Origin of the sequence: uncultured Aquimarina sp., assembly GCF_947496855.1 — a bacterium.
Classification (GTDB): domain Bacteria; phylum Bacteroidota; class Bacteroidia; order Flavobacteriales; family Flavobacteriaceae; genus Aquimarina.
The window spans coordinates 1010910-1027316 of the sequence record NZ_CANMED010000001.1 but is presented as its reverse complement, the minus strand read 5'-3'; the positions used below and the strand labels follow the sequence as shown (position 1 = coordinate 1027316).

At 32.6% G+C, this 16407-nt stretch carries 16 protein-coding genes and 1 tRNA gene; 14 read left to right on the top strand and 3 right to left on the bottom strand.

Going from position 1 to position 16407, the window contains the following annotated elements; all coding sequences use genetic code 11:
* Window position 1 precedes the first annotated feature (1 nt).
* From Q0921_RS04580 to priA, 6 genes are all read left to right on the top strand, one after another.
* Window positions 2-919 (top strand): YihY/virulence factor BrkB family protein, encoded by a 918-nt coding sequence (locus Q0921_RS04580; RefSeq protein ID WP_299253935.1) that lies wholly within the window; start codon window positions 2-4, stop codon window positions 917-919.
* A gap of 36 nt (window positions 920-955) precedes the next feature.
* Entirely contained in the window at window positions 956-1519 is a 564-nt protein-coding gene (locus tag Q0921_RS04575; RefSeq protein ID WP_299253932.1) for a chalcone isomerase family protein, read from the top strand.
* A gap of 145 nt (window positions 1520-1664) precedes the next feature.
* Entirely contained in the window at window positions 1665-2228 is a 564-nt protein-coding gene (locus Q0921_RS04570; RefSeq protein ID WP_299253929.1) for a chalcone isomerase family protein, read from the top strand.
* Window positions 2229-2374: 146 nt separating this feature from the next.
* Complete coding sequence (locus Q0921_RS04565) at window positions 2375-2803, top strand: DUF2147 domain-containing protein (RefSeq protein ID WP_299253926.1); 429 nt, start codon at window positions 2375-2377, stop codon at window positions 2801-2803.
* 105 nt (window positions 2804-2908) lie between these two features.
* Window positions 2909-3475 carry a chalcone isomerase family protein gene (locus Q0921_RS04560; protein ID WP_299253923.1) on the top strand — a complete coding sequence of 189 codons (567 nt, stop codon included), beginning with the start codon at window positions 2909-2911 and terminating at the stop codon, window positions 3473-3475.
* A 110-nt stretch (window positions 3476-3585) separates the two neighbouring features.
* A complete protein-coding gene (gene priA, locus Q0921_RS04555; RefSeq protein WP_299253920.1) occupies window positions 3586-6039 on the top strand; it encodes a primosomal protein N' in 2454 nt (817 codons plus the stop codon).
* Window positions 6040-6117: 78 nt separating this feature from the next.
* On the opposite strand, the gene Q0921_RS04550 is transcribed toward priA, so the two are convergent.
* Window positions 6118-6831, bottom strand: a complete 714-nt coding sequence (locus Q0921_RS04550; protein WP_299253917.1) for a LytTR family DNA-binding domain-containing protein — start codon at window positions 6829-6831, stop codon at window positions 6118-6120.
* Window positions 6832-6991: 160 nt separating this feature from the next.
* Between Q0921_RS04550 and rpsF the strand changes: the two genes are divergently transcribed.
* The 5 genes from rpsF (at window position 6992) to Q0921_RS04525 (ending at window position 12085) form a co-directional block, all read left to right on the top strand.
* On the top strand, window positions 6992-7330 hold the full coding sequence (gene rpsF / locus Q0921_RS04545) for a 30S ribosomal protein S6 (RefSeq protein WP_118463382.1): 339 nt from the start codon (window positions 6992-6994) through the stop codon (window positions 7328-7330).
* A complete protein-coding gene (rpsR, locus tag Q0921_RS04540; RefSeq protein WP_199912764.1) occupies window positions 7330-7629 on the top strand; it encodes a 30S ribosomal protein S18 in 300 nt (99 codons plus the stop codon). Before rpsF ends, rpsR begins: the two co-directional genes overlap by 1 nt.
* Before the next feature lie 16 nt (window positions 7630-7645).
* Window positions 7646-8098 (top strand): 50S ribosomal protein L9, encoded by a 453-nt coding sequence (gene rplI, locus Q0921_RS04535; RefSeq protein ID WP_299253914.1) that lies wholly within the window; start codon window positions 7646-7648, stop codon window positions 8096-8098.
* Between the two features lie 111 nt (window positions 8099-8209).
* A complete protein-coding gene (locus tag Q0921_RS04530; RefSeq protein WP_299253911.1) occupies window positions 8210-11413 on the top strand; it encodes a carboxypeptidase regulatory-like domain-containing protein in 3204 nt (1067 codons plus the stop codon).
* A 189-nt stretch (window positions 11414-11602) separates the two neighbouring features.
* Complete coding sequence (locus Q0921_RS04525) at window positions 11603-12085, top strand: DUF6495 family protein (RefSeq protein ID WP_299253908.1); 483 nt, start codon at window positions 11603-11605, stop codon at window positions 12083-12085.
* A 164-nt stretch (window positions 12086-12249) separates the two neighbouring features.
* Here Q0921_RS04525 and Q0921_RS04520 read toward each other — a convergent pair whose 3' ends face one another.
* Window positions 12250-13491, bottom strand: coding sequence for an ABC transporter permease (locus Q0921_RS04520; protein WP_299253906.1), 1242 nt, complete (start codon window positions 13489-13491; stop codon window positions 12250-12252).
* Between the two features lie 217 nt (window positions 13492-13708).
* Here Q0921_RS04520 and hisS point away from each other — a divergent pair, with 217 nt between their 5' ends.
* Together hisS and Q0921_RS04510 are read left to right on the top strand one after the other, a co-directional pair.
* The gene (gene hisS / locus Q0921_RS04515) at window positions 13709-15079 is read left to right on the top strand and encodes a histidine--tRNA ligase (RefSeq protein WP_299253903.1); all 1371 of its coding nucleotides are present in this window, start codon (window positions 13709-13711) and stop codon (window positions 15077-15079) included.
* A gap of 66 nt (window positions 15080-15145) precedes the next feature.
* The gene (locus Q0921_RS04510) at window positions 15146-15616 is read left to right on the top strand and encodes a hypothetical protein (protein ID WP_299253900.1); all 471 of its coding nucleotides are present in this window, start codon (window positions 15146-15148) and stop codon (window positions 15614-15616) included.
* Window positions 15617-15725: 109 nt separating this feature from the next.
* Here the strand turns inward: Q0921_RS04510 and Q0921_RS04505 are convergent.
* A tRNA-Met gene (locus Q0921_RS04505) sits at window positions 15726-15799 on the bottom strand.
* A 157-nt stretch (window positions 15800-15956) separates the two neighbouring features.
* Between Q0921_RS04505 and Q0921_RS04500 the strand changes: the two genes are divergently transcribed.
* A complete protein-coding gene (locus Q0921_RS04500; protein WP_299253897.1) occupies window positions 15957-16349 on the top strand; it encodes an START-like domain-containing protein in 393 nt (130 codons plus the stop codon).
* Window positions 16350-16407 lie beyond the last annotated feature (58 nt).

Genomic DNA, 16407 nt, shown 5'->3' with positions numbered 1-16407 from the left:
TATGTCAAAAGCAGTTGAAGATAAGCTCGATAAGATTCCGATTATAAATATTTTGGTTAAAATCGGAAAGAAAATTATTCTTCCGGGTTTTGAAGGACTTTCTCTTTATGATTTAGTTGAAATTTATACAATAGGGATTCTTAAAGGAACATTCTCGGCAAGAGCCAGCGCGATTTCTTGGAGTTTTTTTTTATCTCTATTTCCTTTCCTGTTATTTTTATTAAATTTAATTCCTATTATACATATAGATGGTTTTCAGGAAAATTTCTTTGAATTTATAACATCGGCTTTACCCAATCAGTCTAAGTTGTTTTTTGAAGAGATATACAATGATATTTCCGCTAACCCAAGAACAGGTTTGTTATCTACAGTTTTTGTGCTTTCACTTTTTTTGATGACAAATGGAATCAATGCGGTATTTTCAGGATTTGAATACTCATATCATGTTACGCTGAACCGAAATTTTGTAAAACAATATATAGTAGCGTTAGGAGTCTCACTTATTGTGGCATCGTTATTGCTAATTACCGTAATAGTAACACTATACTTTAGCTACTTATTGGAAAACTTAAAAGAAATTGGAGTCATGGATAATACTGTTTTCTGGTTACAATTTGGAAAGTATGGGTTATTCGTTTTAATGATTTTTCTGGTAATAGCAACGTTGTTTTATTTTGGTACCACAGAAGGAAAAATGAACAGGTTTTTTTCGCCTGGAGCCTTTATGACTACCATACTTATTATGATAACAACATATTTTTTTGGAGTATATATTGATAATTTTTCTAACTATAATAAATTGTATGGATCAATTGGAGCTATGCTAATATTAATGGTATACATATGGTTGAATGCAAATTTACTATTATTAGGATTCGAATTAAATGCTTCACTTATAAAATTGAAGAAGAATTTTTAATATTTTAGCATAATACAAACAATTAATTTAATAAAAATGAAAAAATTAAGCTTATTATTTATTCTTTTAGTAACTCTAGGAACTACTCAAGCGCAGGTAAAGGTTGGCGATGCTACATTGCCAGATACGGTAACGTTTAGTGGAGATGATTTGATGATTAATGGTGCAGGAATGAGAGAAAAGTTCTTTTTTGATATATATGCTGGAGGATTATATCTTAAGAAAAAAAGTACTAGTGCTAGTTCAATTGCAGCTGCAGATGAGACAATGGCAATAAAATTACATATACTATCAGGTATGATGTCTAGAAGTAAAATGGAATCAGCTCTTAGAGATGGCTTTAAAAAATCAACAAAAGGTAATACAGCTTCTTTGGATAAGAGAATTAATACGTTTGTTGGTTTTATTAAAGATGAGATAGAAGAAGGACAGATTTATGATATTGTTTATGAGCAAGGTAAGGGAAGTGTAATCTATAAAGATGGAGTAGAAAAAGGATTTGTAGAAGGATTAGACTTTAAAAAAGCATTATTTAACATATGGATTGGAGATAATCCTGCTGACAAAGGGTTGAAAAATGAAATGCTAGGTGCTTTTTAGGATAAAAAGTTGTTTTTTAGCGATGAAATACACAAATTAACATTTTTTTTCAATTCTTACTGTGCGTGCATAATATATTTTATTACTTTTGTAGTAAAAGAAAGAAAAATTAGTATTAATACACCCCAATAAAATTTTAACAAAGATGAAAAAAATTACTTTACTAGTTGTAGCGTTTGTTTCTTTAACGACTGCTACAGCGCAAATCAGAATCGGTAAAGCTGTATTACCTTACGAAGAAAGTTTCGGAGATGCAGATCTTAAGTTAAATGGAGCGGGGATGCGTGAAATGCTTTGGATCGATTTATACGCAGGAGGACTTTATTTACAGAAAAAAAGTAAAGACCCAAGAGCTATTTTGGATGCAAATGAAACGATGTCTATAAAATTGAACATAGTATCTGGTTTTGTGACTCAAAAGAAAATGATCAAAGCAGTTCAAGACGGTTTTAAGAAAGCGACGTTTGGTAATACAACAGCGCTAGATGAAAGAATCAACATGTTCATCAAATTTTTTAATGAACCTATCGTTAAAAACGACATTTTTGATATTGTATATATAAAAGATAAAGGAGTAAAAGCTTTTAAGAATGGAAAAGAACTTGGACTTATTGAAGGAAGAGACTTTAAATATGCTTTATTTAAAATATGGTTAGGGGATGAACCCGCTAGTGAAGGAATTAAGAATGGAATGTTAGGGCTTCAATAGTTCTTTATTCTATTGTCTAGTCCTAAATAATCTGTATCGATATTTCAGAACGGGACATATATAGTATTAAAAAAGCTATCTGAATTTCAGATAGCTTTTTTTTTAGCATCATATTTTCTATATTGAAACTTAAAACTATTAATCAGATGAACTTATCTAAAATTCTTATTATAGCCTTGATATTTGTAACAAATTTTGCCAATGCTCAGAGTGAAATTATTGGTAAATGGAAAACCATCGATGATAATACAGGAGAGGCTAAATCAATCGTATTAATTTATAAGAAAGGAAGTGAAATATACGGTAAAATCGACAGAATTTTAAAAGAATCTGACCGCGATAAGCTATGTCAAGAATGTGAAGGAGAGGATTATAATAAACCAATAGAAGGAATGGTAATTCTCAAAGGTTTGCAAAAAGATGGAGACGAATATGAGGATGGAACCATTATGGATCCAGAAAATGGAAAAGTCTACAGATGTAAAATATGGGTTGATGAACAAGATCCTAATGTATTGAATGTTAGGGGGTATATAGCATTTTTATTTAGAACGCAGCAATGGGTTAAAGCCTGATCTTATGAAGTAAAATCTTCCTTAAAGGAAAATTTTAACATTTCTGATTGTTAGTTTTTTTAAAATTATAGAACTAATAACTTATAATTTTAAAAAAACTAGACCATGAAAAAAATAATTACCCTATGTATCTTATTAGTTGTTACAACTATCACAACTGCACAAATCAGAGTTGGAGATGCAGTCGTTCCTTATAAAGTAACTTTTGAAGGAGAAGAACTTACTCTTAACGGAGCTGGTGTGCGAAAAGTATTAGGAGTAGAAACATATTCTGGAGGATTGTATACTGTAAATAAGTATAGTGATGATAGAAAAGTTTTAGATGCGGATGAAAGTATGTCAATTCGACTAGTAATCAATTCTAAGAAAGTGACTAATAAAAGAATGAAAAAGGTGTTTAGAAAAGGTTTTGATGATGCAATGTTTGGTAATACTCAGAGTCTAGACACGAGAATTGATAAGTTTTTAGAGATATTCGGAAGTAGTACTCAGATTAATGATTTTTTTGATCTAGTATATATAAAAGGAAAAGGAATTAGAACTTTTAAAAATGGGGAAGAAGTTGGATACATAGAAGGACGAGATTTTAAATATGCGTTATTTAAAATTTGGTTAGGTGATGAGCCGGCGTGTAAGCTAATTAAAGGTGGAATGCTAGGACAGAACGGATAAATAAATTTACAACGAAATAAACAAAAGCCTGATCAATTGATCAGGCTTTTGTTGTATGTAATAGGGTTAAAGATGTATTTTTGTAATCGGTGTTAGAATCAAAAGTATTGATGACGTATTTTATAGATGTAATCCTTCCTATTCCTCTTGATAAAGAGTTTACTTATAGTATTAATGAAAATGAAGCTCATTTCTTAAAACCAGGAATGAGAGTTGCTGTACAATTTGGTAAAAGTAAAGTGTACGCAGCATTGGTTACAAAAATACATCAAATAGCACCTCAAGTATACGAAGCTAAAGAAATAGAGCATATTTTGGACGAAACTCCTATCGTTACAACACATCAATTGGAGCTTTGGTCTTGGATTTCTGAATATTATATGTGCTCAAAAGGTGAGGTTATGCGAGCGGCACTTCCAAGTGCATTTTTATTAGAGAGTGAAACAATTATTCTAAGAAATGATAATGCTTCAGTTGATGAAAGTTTATTAAAAGATGATGAGTTTCTCTTATATGAAGCACTACAACATCAAAGCTTACTGCGTATACAAGAAGTAATGGATATCATTGGTAAGAAAAGTGTACTTCCTCTGATTAAAAGATTAATAGAAAAACAAGTAATTACAGTTCAAGAAGAGATTTACGAACAATACAAACCAAAGCTGGTAAGATACGTTAAACTACAATCCGAGTATACAAGCGAAGAAGGTTTACAATCATTATTAGACTCCTTGACCCGTGCCCCTAAGCAAAGAGATGTCTTAATGCACTTGTTTATGCTACAGGCAAAGAGTAAGAATGCAATCAAAGTGAGTGAACTTGTAAAAGTGGCAAATAGCAATGCGGGAGTTATTAAGGTGTTGATAGATAAAAATATATTAGAAGAATATCATTTACAGACAGATAGAATTCAATATAAACAGGATTCGGTTAATGCTACTAAAGAATTAAACATACACCAACAGCAAGCTCTAAAAGAGGTTAGAGAAAGTCTTATACAAAAGGATGTTTGTTTACTGCATGGAGTAACTTCTTCAGGAAAGACTGAAGTGTATGTAAAATTGATCGAAGAGGAGTTACAAAAAGGGAAACAAGTTCTGTATTTGTTACCAGAGATTGCGTTAACGACTCAACTAATAACAAGATTGCGAGAATATTTTGGAGAGAGATTAGCAGTGTATCATTCTAAATATTCTGTAAATGAGAGGGTAGAAGCTTGGAATAATGTAAAAGATGCTAAGTCCAAAGCTCAAATTGTTATTGGAGCAAGATCTTCAATCTTTCTTCCTTTTACGAATCTTGGATTAATCATTATAGATGAAGAACATGAAAGTTCGTTTAAGCAATATGATCCAGCACCCAGGTATCACGCTAGAGATACAGCTGTTGTGCTATCCAATATGTTTCATGCGAAAGTAATGTTGGGGTCTGCTACACCAGCATTAGAGTCGTATTATAATGCGAAGCAGGGAAAATATGGGTTGGTAGAATTAACCAGACGATATGGCGATGTGTTAATGCCAGACATAAATTTGGTCGATCTTAAGACCAAATACAAAAAGAAGGAAATGACGGGTCATTTTAGTGACACCTTGTTAACTGCTATTCAGGAGGCGTTAAAAGAGCAAGAACAGGTTATTCTGTTCCAAAATAGGAGAGGGTATTCTCCTGTGGTAGAATGTAATACTTGTGGGCATTCACCTCAGTGTCCTAATTGTGATGTTAGTCTTACTTATCATAATTATCGGAATCAGTTGCGATGCCATTATTGTGGGTATCATATAGCAATGCTACAGAAATGCATGGTGTGCGATAGTAATGAGTTGTCCACCAAAGGCTTTGGAACAGAACAAATAGAGAATGAACTTAAGGAATTATTTCCTGATCATAATATTGGTAGGATGGATCAGGATACCACCAGAGGAAAACATGGATATGAAAAAATAATAAACAAATTTGAAGAAGGAGAAATAGATATCTTGGTGGGCACCCAGATGTTAAGTAAAGGATTAGATTTTAGAAATGTAACTCTGGTTGGAATTATGAATGCTGATAACCTTCTTAATTTCCCAGATTTTAGAGCACATGAGCGAAGCTTCCAATTGATGCTACAAGTAGCAGGTAGAGCTGGGAGAACTCGTAAAAGAGGAAAAGTATTGATCCAGACCTATAATCCATTCCATCAAATTCTTCAACAAGTGTCGGTTAATGATTATACCGCAATGTATAAAGATCAAATAGAGGATCGATATCAATTTAAGTATCCTCCTTTTTATCGTATTATTAAGATTACAGGTCGTCATAAAGACTATAACAAAGTCAATGAAGCTACGATGTGGTTAGCAAAATCATTAGCGATATCTTTTAAAGAAAATGTTCTGGGACCTGAATTTCCTCCTATTTCCAGAATAAGAAATCAGTACAATAAGAATATCTTAATAAAAATACCCCAGGGGCAATCACTAAAGAAAACTAAAGAAGTGATCAAAAAAATACAAAACTCCTTTAAAAGTATTAAAGAGTTTTCTGGAGTAAGGATTATAATTAACGTAGATAATTATTAACGAAATATTACTTTCTTAAACAGAAAAAGCCCCACTTTAGAAAAAGTGAGACTTTTATAATATATAATAAACATTCCTCTATCCGCTTAATGCTTCAATTAAAGAATGCTTTTTATGTCTACTTAACGGGATCTTTTCATCAGCAATCTCTATATTACGACTGTTATAGCGCTCTACTTTATCAAGATTTACGATATAAGATTTGTGTATTCTAAGAAAACGATCATTAGGAAGTTCTGCCTCAAAAGATTTCATTGTTGCCAATACCACTATAGGATCACCATCTTCCATTATTAATTTTACATAGTCGCCTAAAGCTTCAACATACTTTAATTGACTTAAAAATATTTTACGCTTTTTGAGATTACTTTTCACAAAAATATAATCATCATCTTCTAGAGAGGCTTGTTCAGAATTTAAACGAGACATGCTCAATGCTTTTTCCACAGCAGCGTTAAATCGATCCTTTTTAAGAGGTTTTCTTAAATAATCAATAGCATCATAGTCAAAAGCTTTAAAAGCATATTTAGTTTTTCCAGTTACAAAAATTATATGAGGTTTATTTTCTAAATCATCTAAAAGATCAAATCCTGTAAGGATTGGCATTTCTATATCTAAAAATAATAAATCCACCGGAGTATCTAATAATCCGTTTTTTGTCTCAATAGCATTGTTCCATTCAGCCACCAATTCTAGTGATGAATGTTCATCTATTAATTTAACAATAGCTAGTCTTTGTAGACGGGAATCGTCCACTACTGCACATTTTAATTGAGATTGTTCCACTTGCATAGGTTAATATTCTATACAATATTAATGAATATATATTATTTCCACAAACATTTTACGCTTTTTGTCGATAAAAGATGTGTTTCGTCGAAGTGTATTTTAGTTTGAAAATCAAAAAAATAGTGTTACTTTTGCAGCCAATTTAATTAAAAATAGATTTTTTATGAATCATTATGAAACTGTTTTCATCTTGAATCCCGTTTTATCTGAAGAGCAGATAAAGGAAACAGTTAAGAAATACGAAGACATTCTTGTTTCTAACGGCGCCAAGATGATATCAAAAGAAGACTGGGGGCTAAAAAAGCTTGCTTACGCAATCCAGCACAAGAAAAGTGGTTTTTATCACATGTTTGAGTACACTGTACCAGGAGAAGCTATAAACACAGTAGAGGTTGAGTTCAGAAGAGACGAAAGAATAATGCGTTATCTTACCGTTCGTTTAGACAAGTATGCAATTGCTTGGGCTGAAAAGAGAAGAAATAGAAACAAACAAAAAGCTTAATTATGTCATCTATAGAACAACAAGCTAAAGGAAAAAAAGATGGAGAGATTAGATATCTTACTCCATTAAATATAGATACTGCAAAAACGAAGAAGTATTGTCGTTTTAAAAAATCAGGAATCAAATATATTGATTATAAAGATCCTGATTTTTTAATGGCTTTCGTAAATGAACAAGGTAAATTGTTACCTCGTCGTCTTACAGGAACTTCTTTAAAATATCAACGTAAAGTGAGTGTTGCTGTAAAAAGAGCTAGACATTTAGCATTAATGCCATACGTTGGTGATTTATTAAAATAAAATTCGTCATAACATTATGGAACTTATATTAAAGAAAGACGTTGAGAATCTAGGATTTGCAGACGATGTAGTAGAGGTGAAGAACGGTTATGGACGTAACTTTTTGATTCCCGGAGGTTTAGCTGTATTAGCAACTCCATCTGCTAAGAAAGTATTAGAAGAAACGTTAAAACAGCGTGCTTTCAAAGAGAAAAAGGAAATTGAAGATGCTGAAAAAATAGCTAAGAAAATAACTGAGTTCGAAATCAAGATCGCTGCTAAGGTGGGATCTGGAGATAAATTATTCGGTTCTGTTTCTAACGCTGATGTTTCAGAAGCTATAGCAAAACAAGGTGTAGAGCTAGAGAAGAAGTTTATTACTGTACCAGGAGGAACTATCAAACGTTTAGGTCAGTATGAGGCATCTGTTCGTTTACACAGAGCAGTAATTGCTCCAGTTGCTTTTGAGATTGTAGCTCAAGCTAAATAGTTTGAAAATCTCATAATCAGTTAATAACTGGTTTATAAGAATATAGAAAACCGCTCTTTTGAGCGGTTTTTTTTGTTTATTTTGATTGTATTCACACAAAAATATCAATCAATGAAAAAAACGCTAATCACTTTGGTTTTTGCATTTTTGGCAATAACAATTGAAGCTCAGGTAACAACATCGAACATTTCTGGTTTAGTATATGACAATGCGAACCAGTTATTACCTGGAGCAAATATTACTGCGGTACACTCCCCAACAGGAACTACATATGGAGGAACTACTAATTTTGATGGTCGTTTTGACCTTATTAATTTAAGAGTTGGTGGTCCATATAGAGTAACTATAAGTTATATAGGTTTTAAGAAAAAAGTATATGACGAGGTTTTTCTTCAATTAGGCCAAACCTATAATATAGATGTGGTCATGATAGAAGATGATAATCAGCTAGAGGAGGTTGTGATCACCACCAGTAAAAATGCTACGTTTAGTAGTGAAAGAACAGGAGCGGAAACAAGTATTGGTAAAAGGGAATTAAAATCTTTACCCACAATCACACGCTCTGCAGCGGATTTTTATCGCTTAGAACCAACTGCTTCTAGTAATGGATCCTTTGGAGGAAGAAATGATCAGTTTAATAACTTTAGTTTAGACGGGTCTATTTTTAATAATCCTTTTGGTTTGGATGCAGCAACTCCTGGAGGTCAGACAAACGCTCAGCCCATTTCACTGGATGCAATAGATCAGATTCAAGTATCAACTGCGCCTTATGATGTAACTCAGGCAGGATTTACAGGTGCATCTGTTAATGCAGTTACTAAAAGTGGTACCAACGAATGGAAAGGTACAGTTTATGGCTTTTATCGTAATCAGGATATGACAGGGGATCAGGTAAGTGGAGACGAGATTATAGTGCCTGATTTAACTCAGGCTCAGTATGGTCTAAGTATAGGTGGGCCAATAATAAAAAACAAATTATTCGTTTTCGGGAATTTTGAAATAGATGATCGTGAAGATTTAGGTTCTAATTTCATAGCGGAAAGACCCGGATTAACAGGAGCAAATGTATCTCGTGTTTCAGCTGATGATTTGGATTATGTTTCGCAACAACTTAGCTTGTTAGGTTATGAAACAGGGGTATATGAAGGCTATACGCATAATACAGAATCTACGAAAGGTATTTTGAAATTAGATTGGAATATCAGTAATAATCATCGGTTAGCCTTGATTTATAATTTTCTAGACGCTTCACGTGATCTTCCCGGAAATCCAGAAGCAATCGGAAGAAGAGGACCAGATTTCACAACCTTACAGTTCAGAAATTCAGGATATAGTATTAATAATAAAATTAGTTCATTTTTGGTAGAATTGAATTCCAATTTTAGAGGAAACATATCAAATAAATTTCAGGCTGGATATACATTTTTTGATGATAATAGAGATCCTTTCTCTACACCTGCACCTCCAATTAATATTCAGCAGGACGGTGTTCGATATATAGTTGCGGGACATGAACCTTTTTCTATTAATAATAGATTAGAACAAAAAGTGTATCAGATAACTAATAATCTTAATATTGTAACAGGTAAGCATACGATTACCTTAGGAGGGAGTTTTGAACGATTCGAGTTTGATAACTCTTTTAATCTTGGAGTATATACTTATTTTAATGCTGATGGAGGTGTTGGTACATTTGCACCTGATTTTGATAGTGTTCGTATTACAGCTGGTTCTACGAATAGCTTCGAACGAGCAATAAATAATGGGTTGATTGCAGAGGCATTGGCAAATGCTCAAAACATTTTTGATACAAATAATACAACAGATAATTGGGCATTAGCAGAAACTAATGTTGGTCAATTGGCTTTCTACGCCCAAGATAAATGGCGAATGAGTGATAATTTTACACTGACATATGGCATAAGAGTTGATCAGCCGTTGTTTTTTGATACTAGAGATAAAATTGCAGAAAACATAGAAAGAGCCGCTGGTGGAACATTTCCTGAGGGTAATTACCAACCAGAAATTACATATTTCGATGAAAACGGAACTCCAACTAATTTGAATAGTTTGGATTTACCATCTAAAAAGTTATTGATTTCTCCACGTTTAGGATTTAATTATGATGTAAAAGGAGATAAGACATTACAAATAAGAGGAGGTACAGGTATTTTTACGGGACGTCTTCCTTTTGTTTGGATCGGTAATCAGGTAGCGAATCCTAATTTCTTTTTCTACACTACTTCGGCACCTAATTTTAAGTTTCCACAAGTTTTTAGAAATAGCTTAGGAGTTGATTATAAATTTAAAAAGGGATTGATTGCTTCTACAGATATTATTTATACCGAAGATATTAATGCGCAAATGGTTAGAAACTATGGACTAGCGAATCCTTCGGGAACACTCAACGGGGTAGATGGTAGACCAATTTACTTACCATCTGACAGGGCGGTTAATGAATTTGGAGGTACGACGAATGCGTATGTGTTTACAAATACTAGCGTAGGATATTCATTTAATTGGTCTTTTAAATTACAGAAGAATTTTAAGAATGGATTATTTGCTAGTGTTGCTTATAATTTCTTAGAAGCAGAAGATGCAAGCTCACTAGATGCAGAAATCTCTAGTGACGCGTATGACAGAAATCCTGCTATTGGGAATGTTAATCAAGCGGTAAGTACTGCATCCAGATATGGTGATAAGCATAGGGTAGTAGGGCAAATCAATAAATCTTTTAACTACGGAAAAAATAAACAATGGAGGACTTCATTAGGAGCTTTTTATGAGTATGCTAAAGGAGGAAGGTTTTCATATACATACTCAGGGGATATTAATAATGATGGCTCTGTATTAAATGATTTAATTTATATTCCTACGGAAGCAGAGTTGGCTACCTATAATTTTAGTGGAGGAGCTACAGAACAAGAAAATCAAAGAGTAGCTTTTGAAACATTTATCCAACAAGATAAATATCTTAGGGAACGTAGGGGGAGTTACGCCGAAAAATATGCGATTCTTAGTCCTTGGAGAGGAAGATGGGATGTGAAGTTGTTGCAAGACTATAATTTCCAAATAGGTGGTAAGACAAACACCATACAATTGAGTATAGATGTTCTTAATTTTGGAAACTTGTTAAATTCTGACTGGGGAGTGATTGAGATTCCGGTAAATAATCAGCCTATTGGTGTTGTCGTAGATAACGCTAATACACCAACATATTCTTTTGATACGTCTCAGACAAGTACATTTGCAAATGATTTCAGTTTAAATTCCAGATGGCAAGCGCAGGTTGGACTTCGATATATTTTTAACTAGACCACTAGATTGATAACATAATTAAAAAATCCGTTCTTGACTTATTAGGAACGGATTTTTCTCTTGTAGAGGGTTTTGTTTTTAAGGCTTTCTAGAAAAAAGGCATTAGTTTTTTAAAAACATACTTAATAGACTTGCATAGTGATTATTGATTTATGCTTATTTTTGCAGCCAATTTTACCAGAAAAGATGAAATATCAAAGGCTTACTAAAGAACAATTAGAAGAATTACACCAGGAATTTATCAATTTTTTAGCTACACAATCTATTACTGCAGACGAGTGGAGTGAGATTAAAGAAAATAAACCCGAAGTAGCGGAAGAAGAACTAGATATCTTTAGTGATTTAGTTTGGGAAGGAGTGTTAAGCAGCGCTCAGTTTTTAGAACACTTTTCTAAAGATCAAATACATCTTTTTTATCTGGGTGAAACAGAAATGAATTTAATAGCTATAAAAGTAAATGTTTCTGATATTGATATTACTACGCAAGAAGGGTATGATTGGTTAAGAAATAACCTATTGGATGATCAAGTGGCTTTTTATAATGCTAATAAGGAGTATACTGAAGACCCTAATATGGATAAGTTTAAGCTTATTCTACAAGGTGCAAATATCACAAAAGGTGAATTATATCAGTATTTTGAAAAAATTGTAGAGAATAAAAATAACTAGTATTCTCTATTTTTCAGTTTTAGTAAGTAACTGTTTTAAACCTTTGTTAGATGATCCTTGAATTGATACATATTTTGTTTTGAAATGATCTTTTTGAAAAGATCATTTCATATAATTTGTGGTGGCTTTAGATCATAATCCTTAATTTTATGAGTAAATAGTAATTACTCATACCTCAATGATTCTATAGGGTCTTGTCTAGCGGCTTTTACCGCTGGATATGAACCAGAAACCACAGCAGTCAAGAAGGATGTAACTACAGCTGCAAAAATAGCTAACCATGGGATGCTAAACTCGAAACCAGAAACAGCTACGATGATTGCTCCAATGGTTATACCAAGTATAATACCTACCAAACCTCCAATTTGGCCTATAATTACAGTTTCCATAAAGAATTGACTAGATATTGTGTTCTTTTTGGCTCCCAAAGCTTTACGTACACCAATCTCTCTAGTTCGCTCGGTAACAGAAACCAACATAATATTCATCAAGGCTATAGAAGAACCAAGGATGGTAATGATACTAATAATCCATGCAGCCCAATATAAATAACCAGTAATACTTGAAATCCTATTTATTAAATCATCGCTTCGCTCTAAGCCAAAATTATTTTCTTCTACCGGATTTAATCCTCTTATCTTTCTAAAAGTTATAATTGCTTCGTCTTGTGCACCTTCTAGGAATTGTTTGTCATCAACCTTTACACTAATGTTATAGTTTATACTGGGTAAAGTGTAGATAGAGCGAGCAACTTGTAAAGGTATGAGTACTTTAAGATCCTGATTGTCTCTGAAGGTGGCTCCTTTACTTTCTAATACGCCAATAACTTTAAATTTAACACCTCTGATACTAATCGTTTTGTTAATAGGATCGTTGTTTTTAAATATATTCTTTTTAAAATCCGATCCGATTAAACATACATTGTTATTGTTTTCTATATCGAAAAAGGTAAAGCTTCTTCCGAATTCAACTTCAGTTCCAGTATTCTCCAAATAATTTTCGTTTACACCTACTACGGATGCTTCTGGATCAGTTTTTTCATTTTCGAATTTAACTTCGGCATTTCGTGTTCCTGTAAAGGAAACAGAAGTTTTAGAAAAGGGATATTGAAATTTTTCTTTAAACTGTCTTACATTACGATAACTAATGATTGGGTTTATTTTCTCTCTTTCACCGCTTCCACCACGTCTTGTGGAGAATTCATATCGTTGAATGTTAAACGTGTTAGAGCCCATAGACGCAAAATCACCGGTAATAGTATTTTCCAAGGCTCCTAGAAATGTTAGAATACCAACTAGAGCAGTAATACCAATGGCTATAATCAAAACGGTAAGAATGGTTCGTAAAAGCTGGCCTTTTATAGAGTCTAATGCAATACGGATATTCTCTCGAAAAAGTGAAAACATAGAGGGTTAATTAGTATCTTTTGAAGTATAAGACTACAAAACGAGCTTAAAGTTACTCAAAAAACTAAATTTTCTGGATATAAGTGAAACTCTTTATGGTTTTCGTTTAAAATTTTAAACCTTTTTTAGATATTTACATCCTTTAAGAAATGATAATTATTGATGCGGATAGCTAATAAAATATCCTCTATCTATCAAAATATATAGAAAAATATACATGGCACAAAAACCATCCATACCAAAAGGAACACGAGACTTTTCTCCGATAGAAGTAGCAAAGAGAAGTTATATAATGAAAACAATCAAAGAACAATTTCAGTTATTTGGTTTTCATCCTATAGAGACCCCAAGTTTCGAGAATAGTGATACTTTAATGGGTAAATATGGAGAAGAGGGAGATCGATTGATTTTTAAAATACTAAATAGTGGAGATTTTCTTAGTAAAGTTGATGATGCTTTGTACACTGCTAAAGAAAGTGTAAAGATGACTTCTAAAATAAGTGAAAAAGCACTTCGCTATGATTTAACCGTTCCTTTTGCTCGGTATGTAGTGCAGCATCAAAATGAGATAGATTTTCCGTTTAAACGTTATCAAATACAACCTGTATGGCGTGCAGATCGTCCTCAAAAAGGTAGATTTAGAGAATTCTATCAATGTGATGCAGATGTAGTTGGAAGTAAATCTTTATGGCAAGAAGTTGATTTTATTCAATTATATGATAAAGTTTTTAGTAAATTAGGGTTAGAAGGTATTACTATTAAAATGAATAATAGAAAGATTCTTTCTGGTATCGCAGAAGTTATTGGAGCGAGTGATAAATTAATTGATTTTACCGTTGCACTTGATAAGTTGGATAAAATAGGGGAAGAAGGAGTTAAAAAAGAAATGCTTGCTAAAGGAGTTTCTGAATCAGCAATTGATAAAGTAAAACCACTTTTTAATTTTGGAGGGACTACTTCTGATAAAATTAGTAAATTAAAGGAATTATTGGCTTCTTCCGAAGAAGGAATGAAAGGAGTAGAAGAGCTAGAGTTTATTATAAATAGTATTAACGAGATACCTTTAGATAAATCATCTCTTGATTTAGATGTAACATTGGCTAGAGGATTAAATTATTATACGGGTGCGATTTTTGAAGTTTCTGCTCCGGAAGGAGTGAAGATGGGCTCTATAGGAGGTGGTGGACGTTATGATGATCTTACTGGAATTTTTGGACTAAAGGATGTGAGTGGTGTTGGTGTTTCTTTTGGATTAGATAGAATATATCTTGTGTTAGAAGAATTAGAATTGTTTCCAGAAACAGTAGCTCCATCTACAAAAGCATTATTTATTAATTTTGGAGACAAGGAAGCATTATATTGTTTAAAAGCTATACAGGAACTTAGGGGTAATGGTATTATTGCAGAATTATATCCTGATAGTGCTAAAATGAATAAGCAGATGAAGTATGCTAATAAAAGAGCTATACCTTTCGTAATTCTTGCAGGCGCTTCTGAAATAGAAGATAATGGTTTTACAGTCAAAAATATGGAGACAGGTACTCAAGAAACAATCAATTTAAAAGAATTAAAAGCACTTTTACAGTAAGTGATTTTTAATAAAAAGGAATCAAATAAAAATAAATACTATATTAGTTATCCTAAAATTATTATTATGAAAAATATCGTATTGGTTTCATTTCTATGCCTTTTGTTAGTTTCTGTAACATCTTGTAAAAAAGATCTTAAATCTGATAAAGTAGAAGTTGTGGAAGAGGTAGTAGACTCAACGGATGTTGTAGAAGTTGTAGAGGAGAAGAAACCAGTCGTAAAAAAGAAAAAGAAAACTATTAAAAAGAAGCCAAAAACTAATGAGATAAAAGTTCCTGCGGGCGCTCCTAGTTTTAATAGTGTAGCAGCCAGAAAATATGTTAGAGACTATGAGGCTTATGTTGCTAAATATAAGAAAGCTGTTGAATCAAAAGCTGATATGGATTCTTTTTTGAAACTTAGTGAAGCGAGTAGTAGTTTAACAAAACAATATAGAAAATTGATTTCTACGCTACCTGCTGGAGAAATTGAAAAAATGAGTAAGTATATACAGAAAAAGACAAAACAGATAGATGCATTAAGTAGGCAGATGTAAAATCTGTAACTAACATTATATTTTATAAAAAAAACATCCGCTAAGTGCGGATGTTTTTTTTGTAAAAACTAAAAAAGCCCTTAATAATAAGGGCTTTTACGAACTAGTGTAGCGAGAGGGGGGCACGATCCCCCGACCTCTGGGTTATGAATCCAACGCTCTAACCAGCTGAGCTACCTCGCCAAATAGATGCTACATCATTTTAATTCGGGTGCAAATATAAAAACAAAAAGTATTGTAGCAAACAATAAAGTAGAATTAATTTTTTTTAAATACTCTTTTCAAATACTTTTAAAGTCAATAATTAATCTATATATTGGCTTACTAACAAATTTGCAATATGTCTGAAAAAATAAAATACGAACTTGAATTTGTAATACAATCCTCTCCACAGTTACTATATCAATATATCTCTACACCTTCAGGGCTTTCTGAGTGGTTTTCTGATAATGTAAATTCGCGCGGAGAAATGTTTACGTTCATTTGGGATGATAGTGAAGAGGAAGCAAAACTTCTAAGTAAAAAAAGTGGAGAAAGAATTAAATTCAGATGGGTTGCTGATGATGAAGACGGACATGACTATTTTTTCGAATTGCGTATACAAGTTGATGAGATTACAAAAGATGTTTCTTTAATGGTTACTGATTTCTCTGAAGATGATGAAATTGAAGAAAGTAAAATGCTATGGGATAATATGATAAGTAATTTAAAACAAGTTTTAGGTTCTTCATAATTCCTTTTATTTTTATAATGTATATTTGCCCCGCCCAATAACAATTGGTAATAAGGGG

Coding starts and splice junctions, on each gene's coding strand:
- Q0921_RS04580 (WP_299253935.1), top strand. CDS start 2: ATGTCAAAAGCAGTTGAAGATAAGCTCGATAAGATTCCGATTATAAAT.
- Q0921_RS04575 (WP_299253932.1), top strand. CDS start 956: ATGAAAAAATTAAGCTTATTATTTATTCTTTTAGTAACTCTAGGAACT.
- Q0921_RS04570 (WP_299253929.1), top strand. CDS start 1,665: ATGAAAAAAATTACTTTACTAGTTGTAGCGTTTGTTTCTTTAACGACT.
- Q0921_RS04565 (WP_299253926.1), top strand. CDS start 2,375: ATGAACTTATCTAAAATTCTTATTATAGCCTTGATATTTGTAACAAAT.
- Q0921_RS04560 (WP_299253923.1), top strand. CDS start 2,909: ATGAAAAAAATAATTACCCTATGTATCTTATTAGTTGTTACAACTATC.
- priA (WP_299253920.1), top strand. CDS start 3,586: ATGACGTATTTTATAGATGTAATCCTTCCTATTCCTCTTGATAAAGAG.
- Q0921_RS04550 (WP_299253917.1), bottom strand. CDS start 6,831: ATGCAAGTGGAACAATCTCAATTAAAATGTGCAGTAGTGGACGATTCC.
- rpsF (WP_118463382.1), top strand. CDS start 6,992: ATGAATCATTATGAAACTGTTTTCATCTTGAATCCCGTTTTATCTGAA.
- rplI (WP_299253914.1), top strand. CDS start 7,646: ATGGAACTTATATTAAAGAAAGACGTTGAGAATCTAGGATTTGCAGAC.
- Q0921_RS04530 (WP_299253911.1), top strand. CDS start 8,210: ATGAAAAAAACGCTAATCACTTTGGTTTTTGCATTTTTGGCAATAACA.
- Q0921_RS04525 (WP_299253908.1), top strand. CDS start 11,603: ATGAAATATCAAAGGCTTACTAAAGAACAATTAGAAGAATTACACCAG.
- Q0921_RS04520 (WP_299253906.1), bottom strand. CDS start 13,491: ATGTTTTCACTTTTTCGAGAGAATATCCGTATTGCATTAGACTCTATA.
- hisS (WP_299253903.1), top strand. CDS start 13,709: ATGGCACAAAAACCATCCATACCAAAAGGAACACGAGACTTTTCTCCG.
- Q0921_RS04510 (WP_299253900.1), top strand. CDS start 15,146: ATGAAAAATATCGTATTGGTTTCATTTCTATGCCTTTTGTTAGTTTCT.
- Q0921_RS04500 (WP_299253897.1), top strand. CDS start 15,957: ATGTCTGAAAAAATAAAATACGAACTTGAATTTGTAATACAATCCTCT.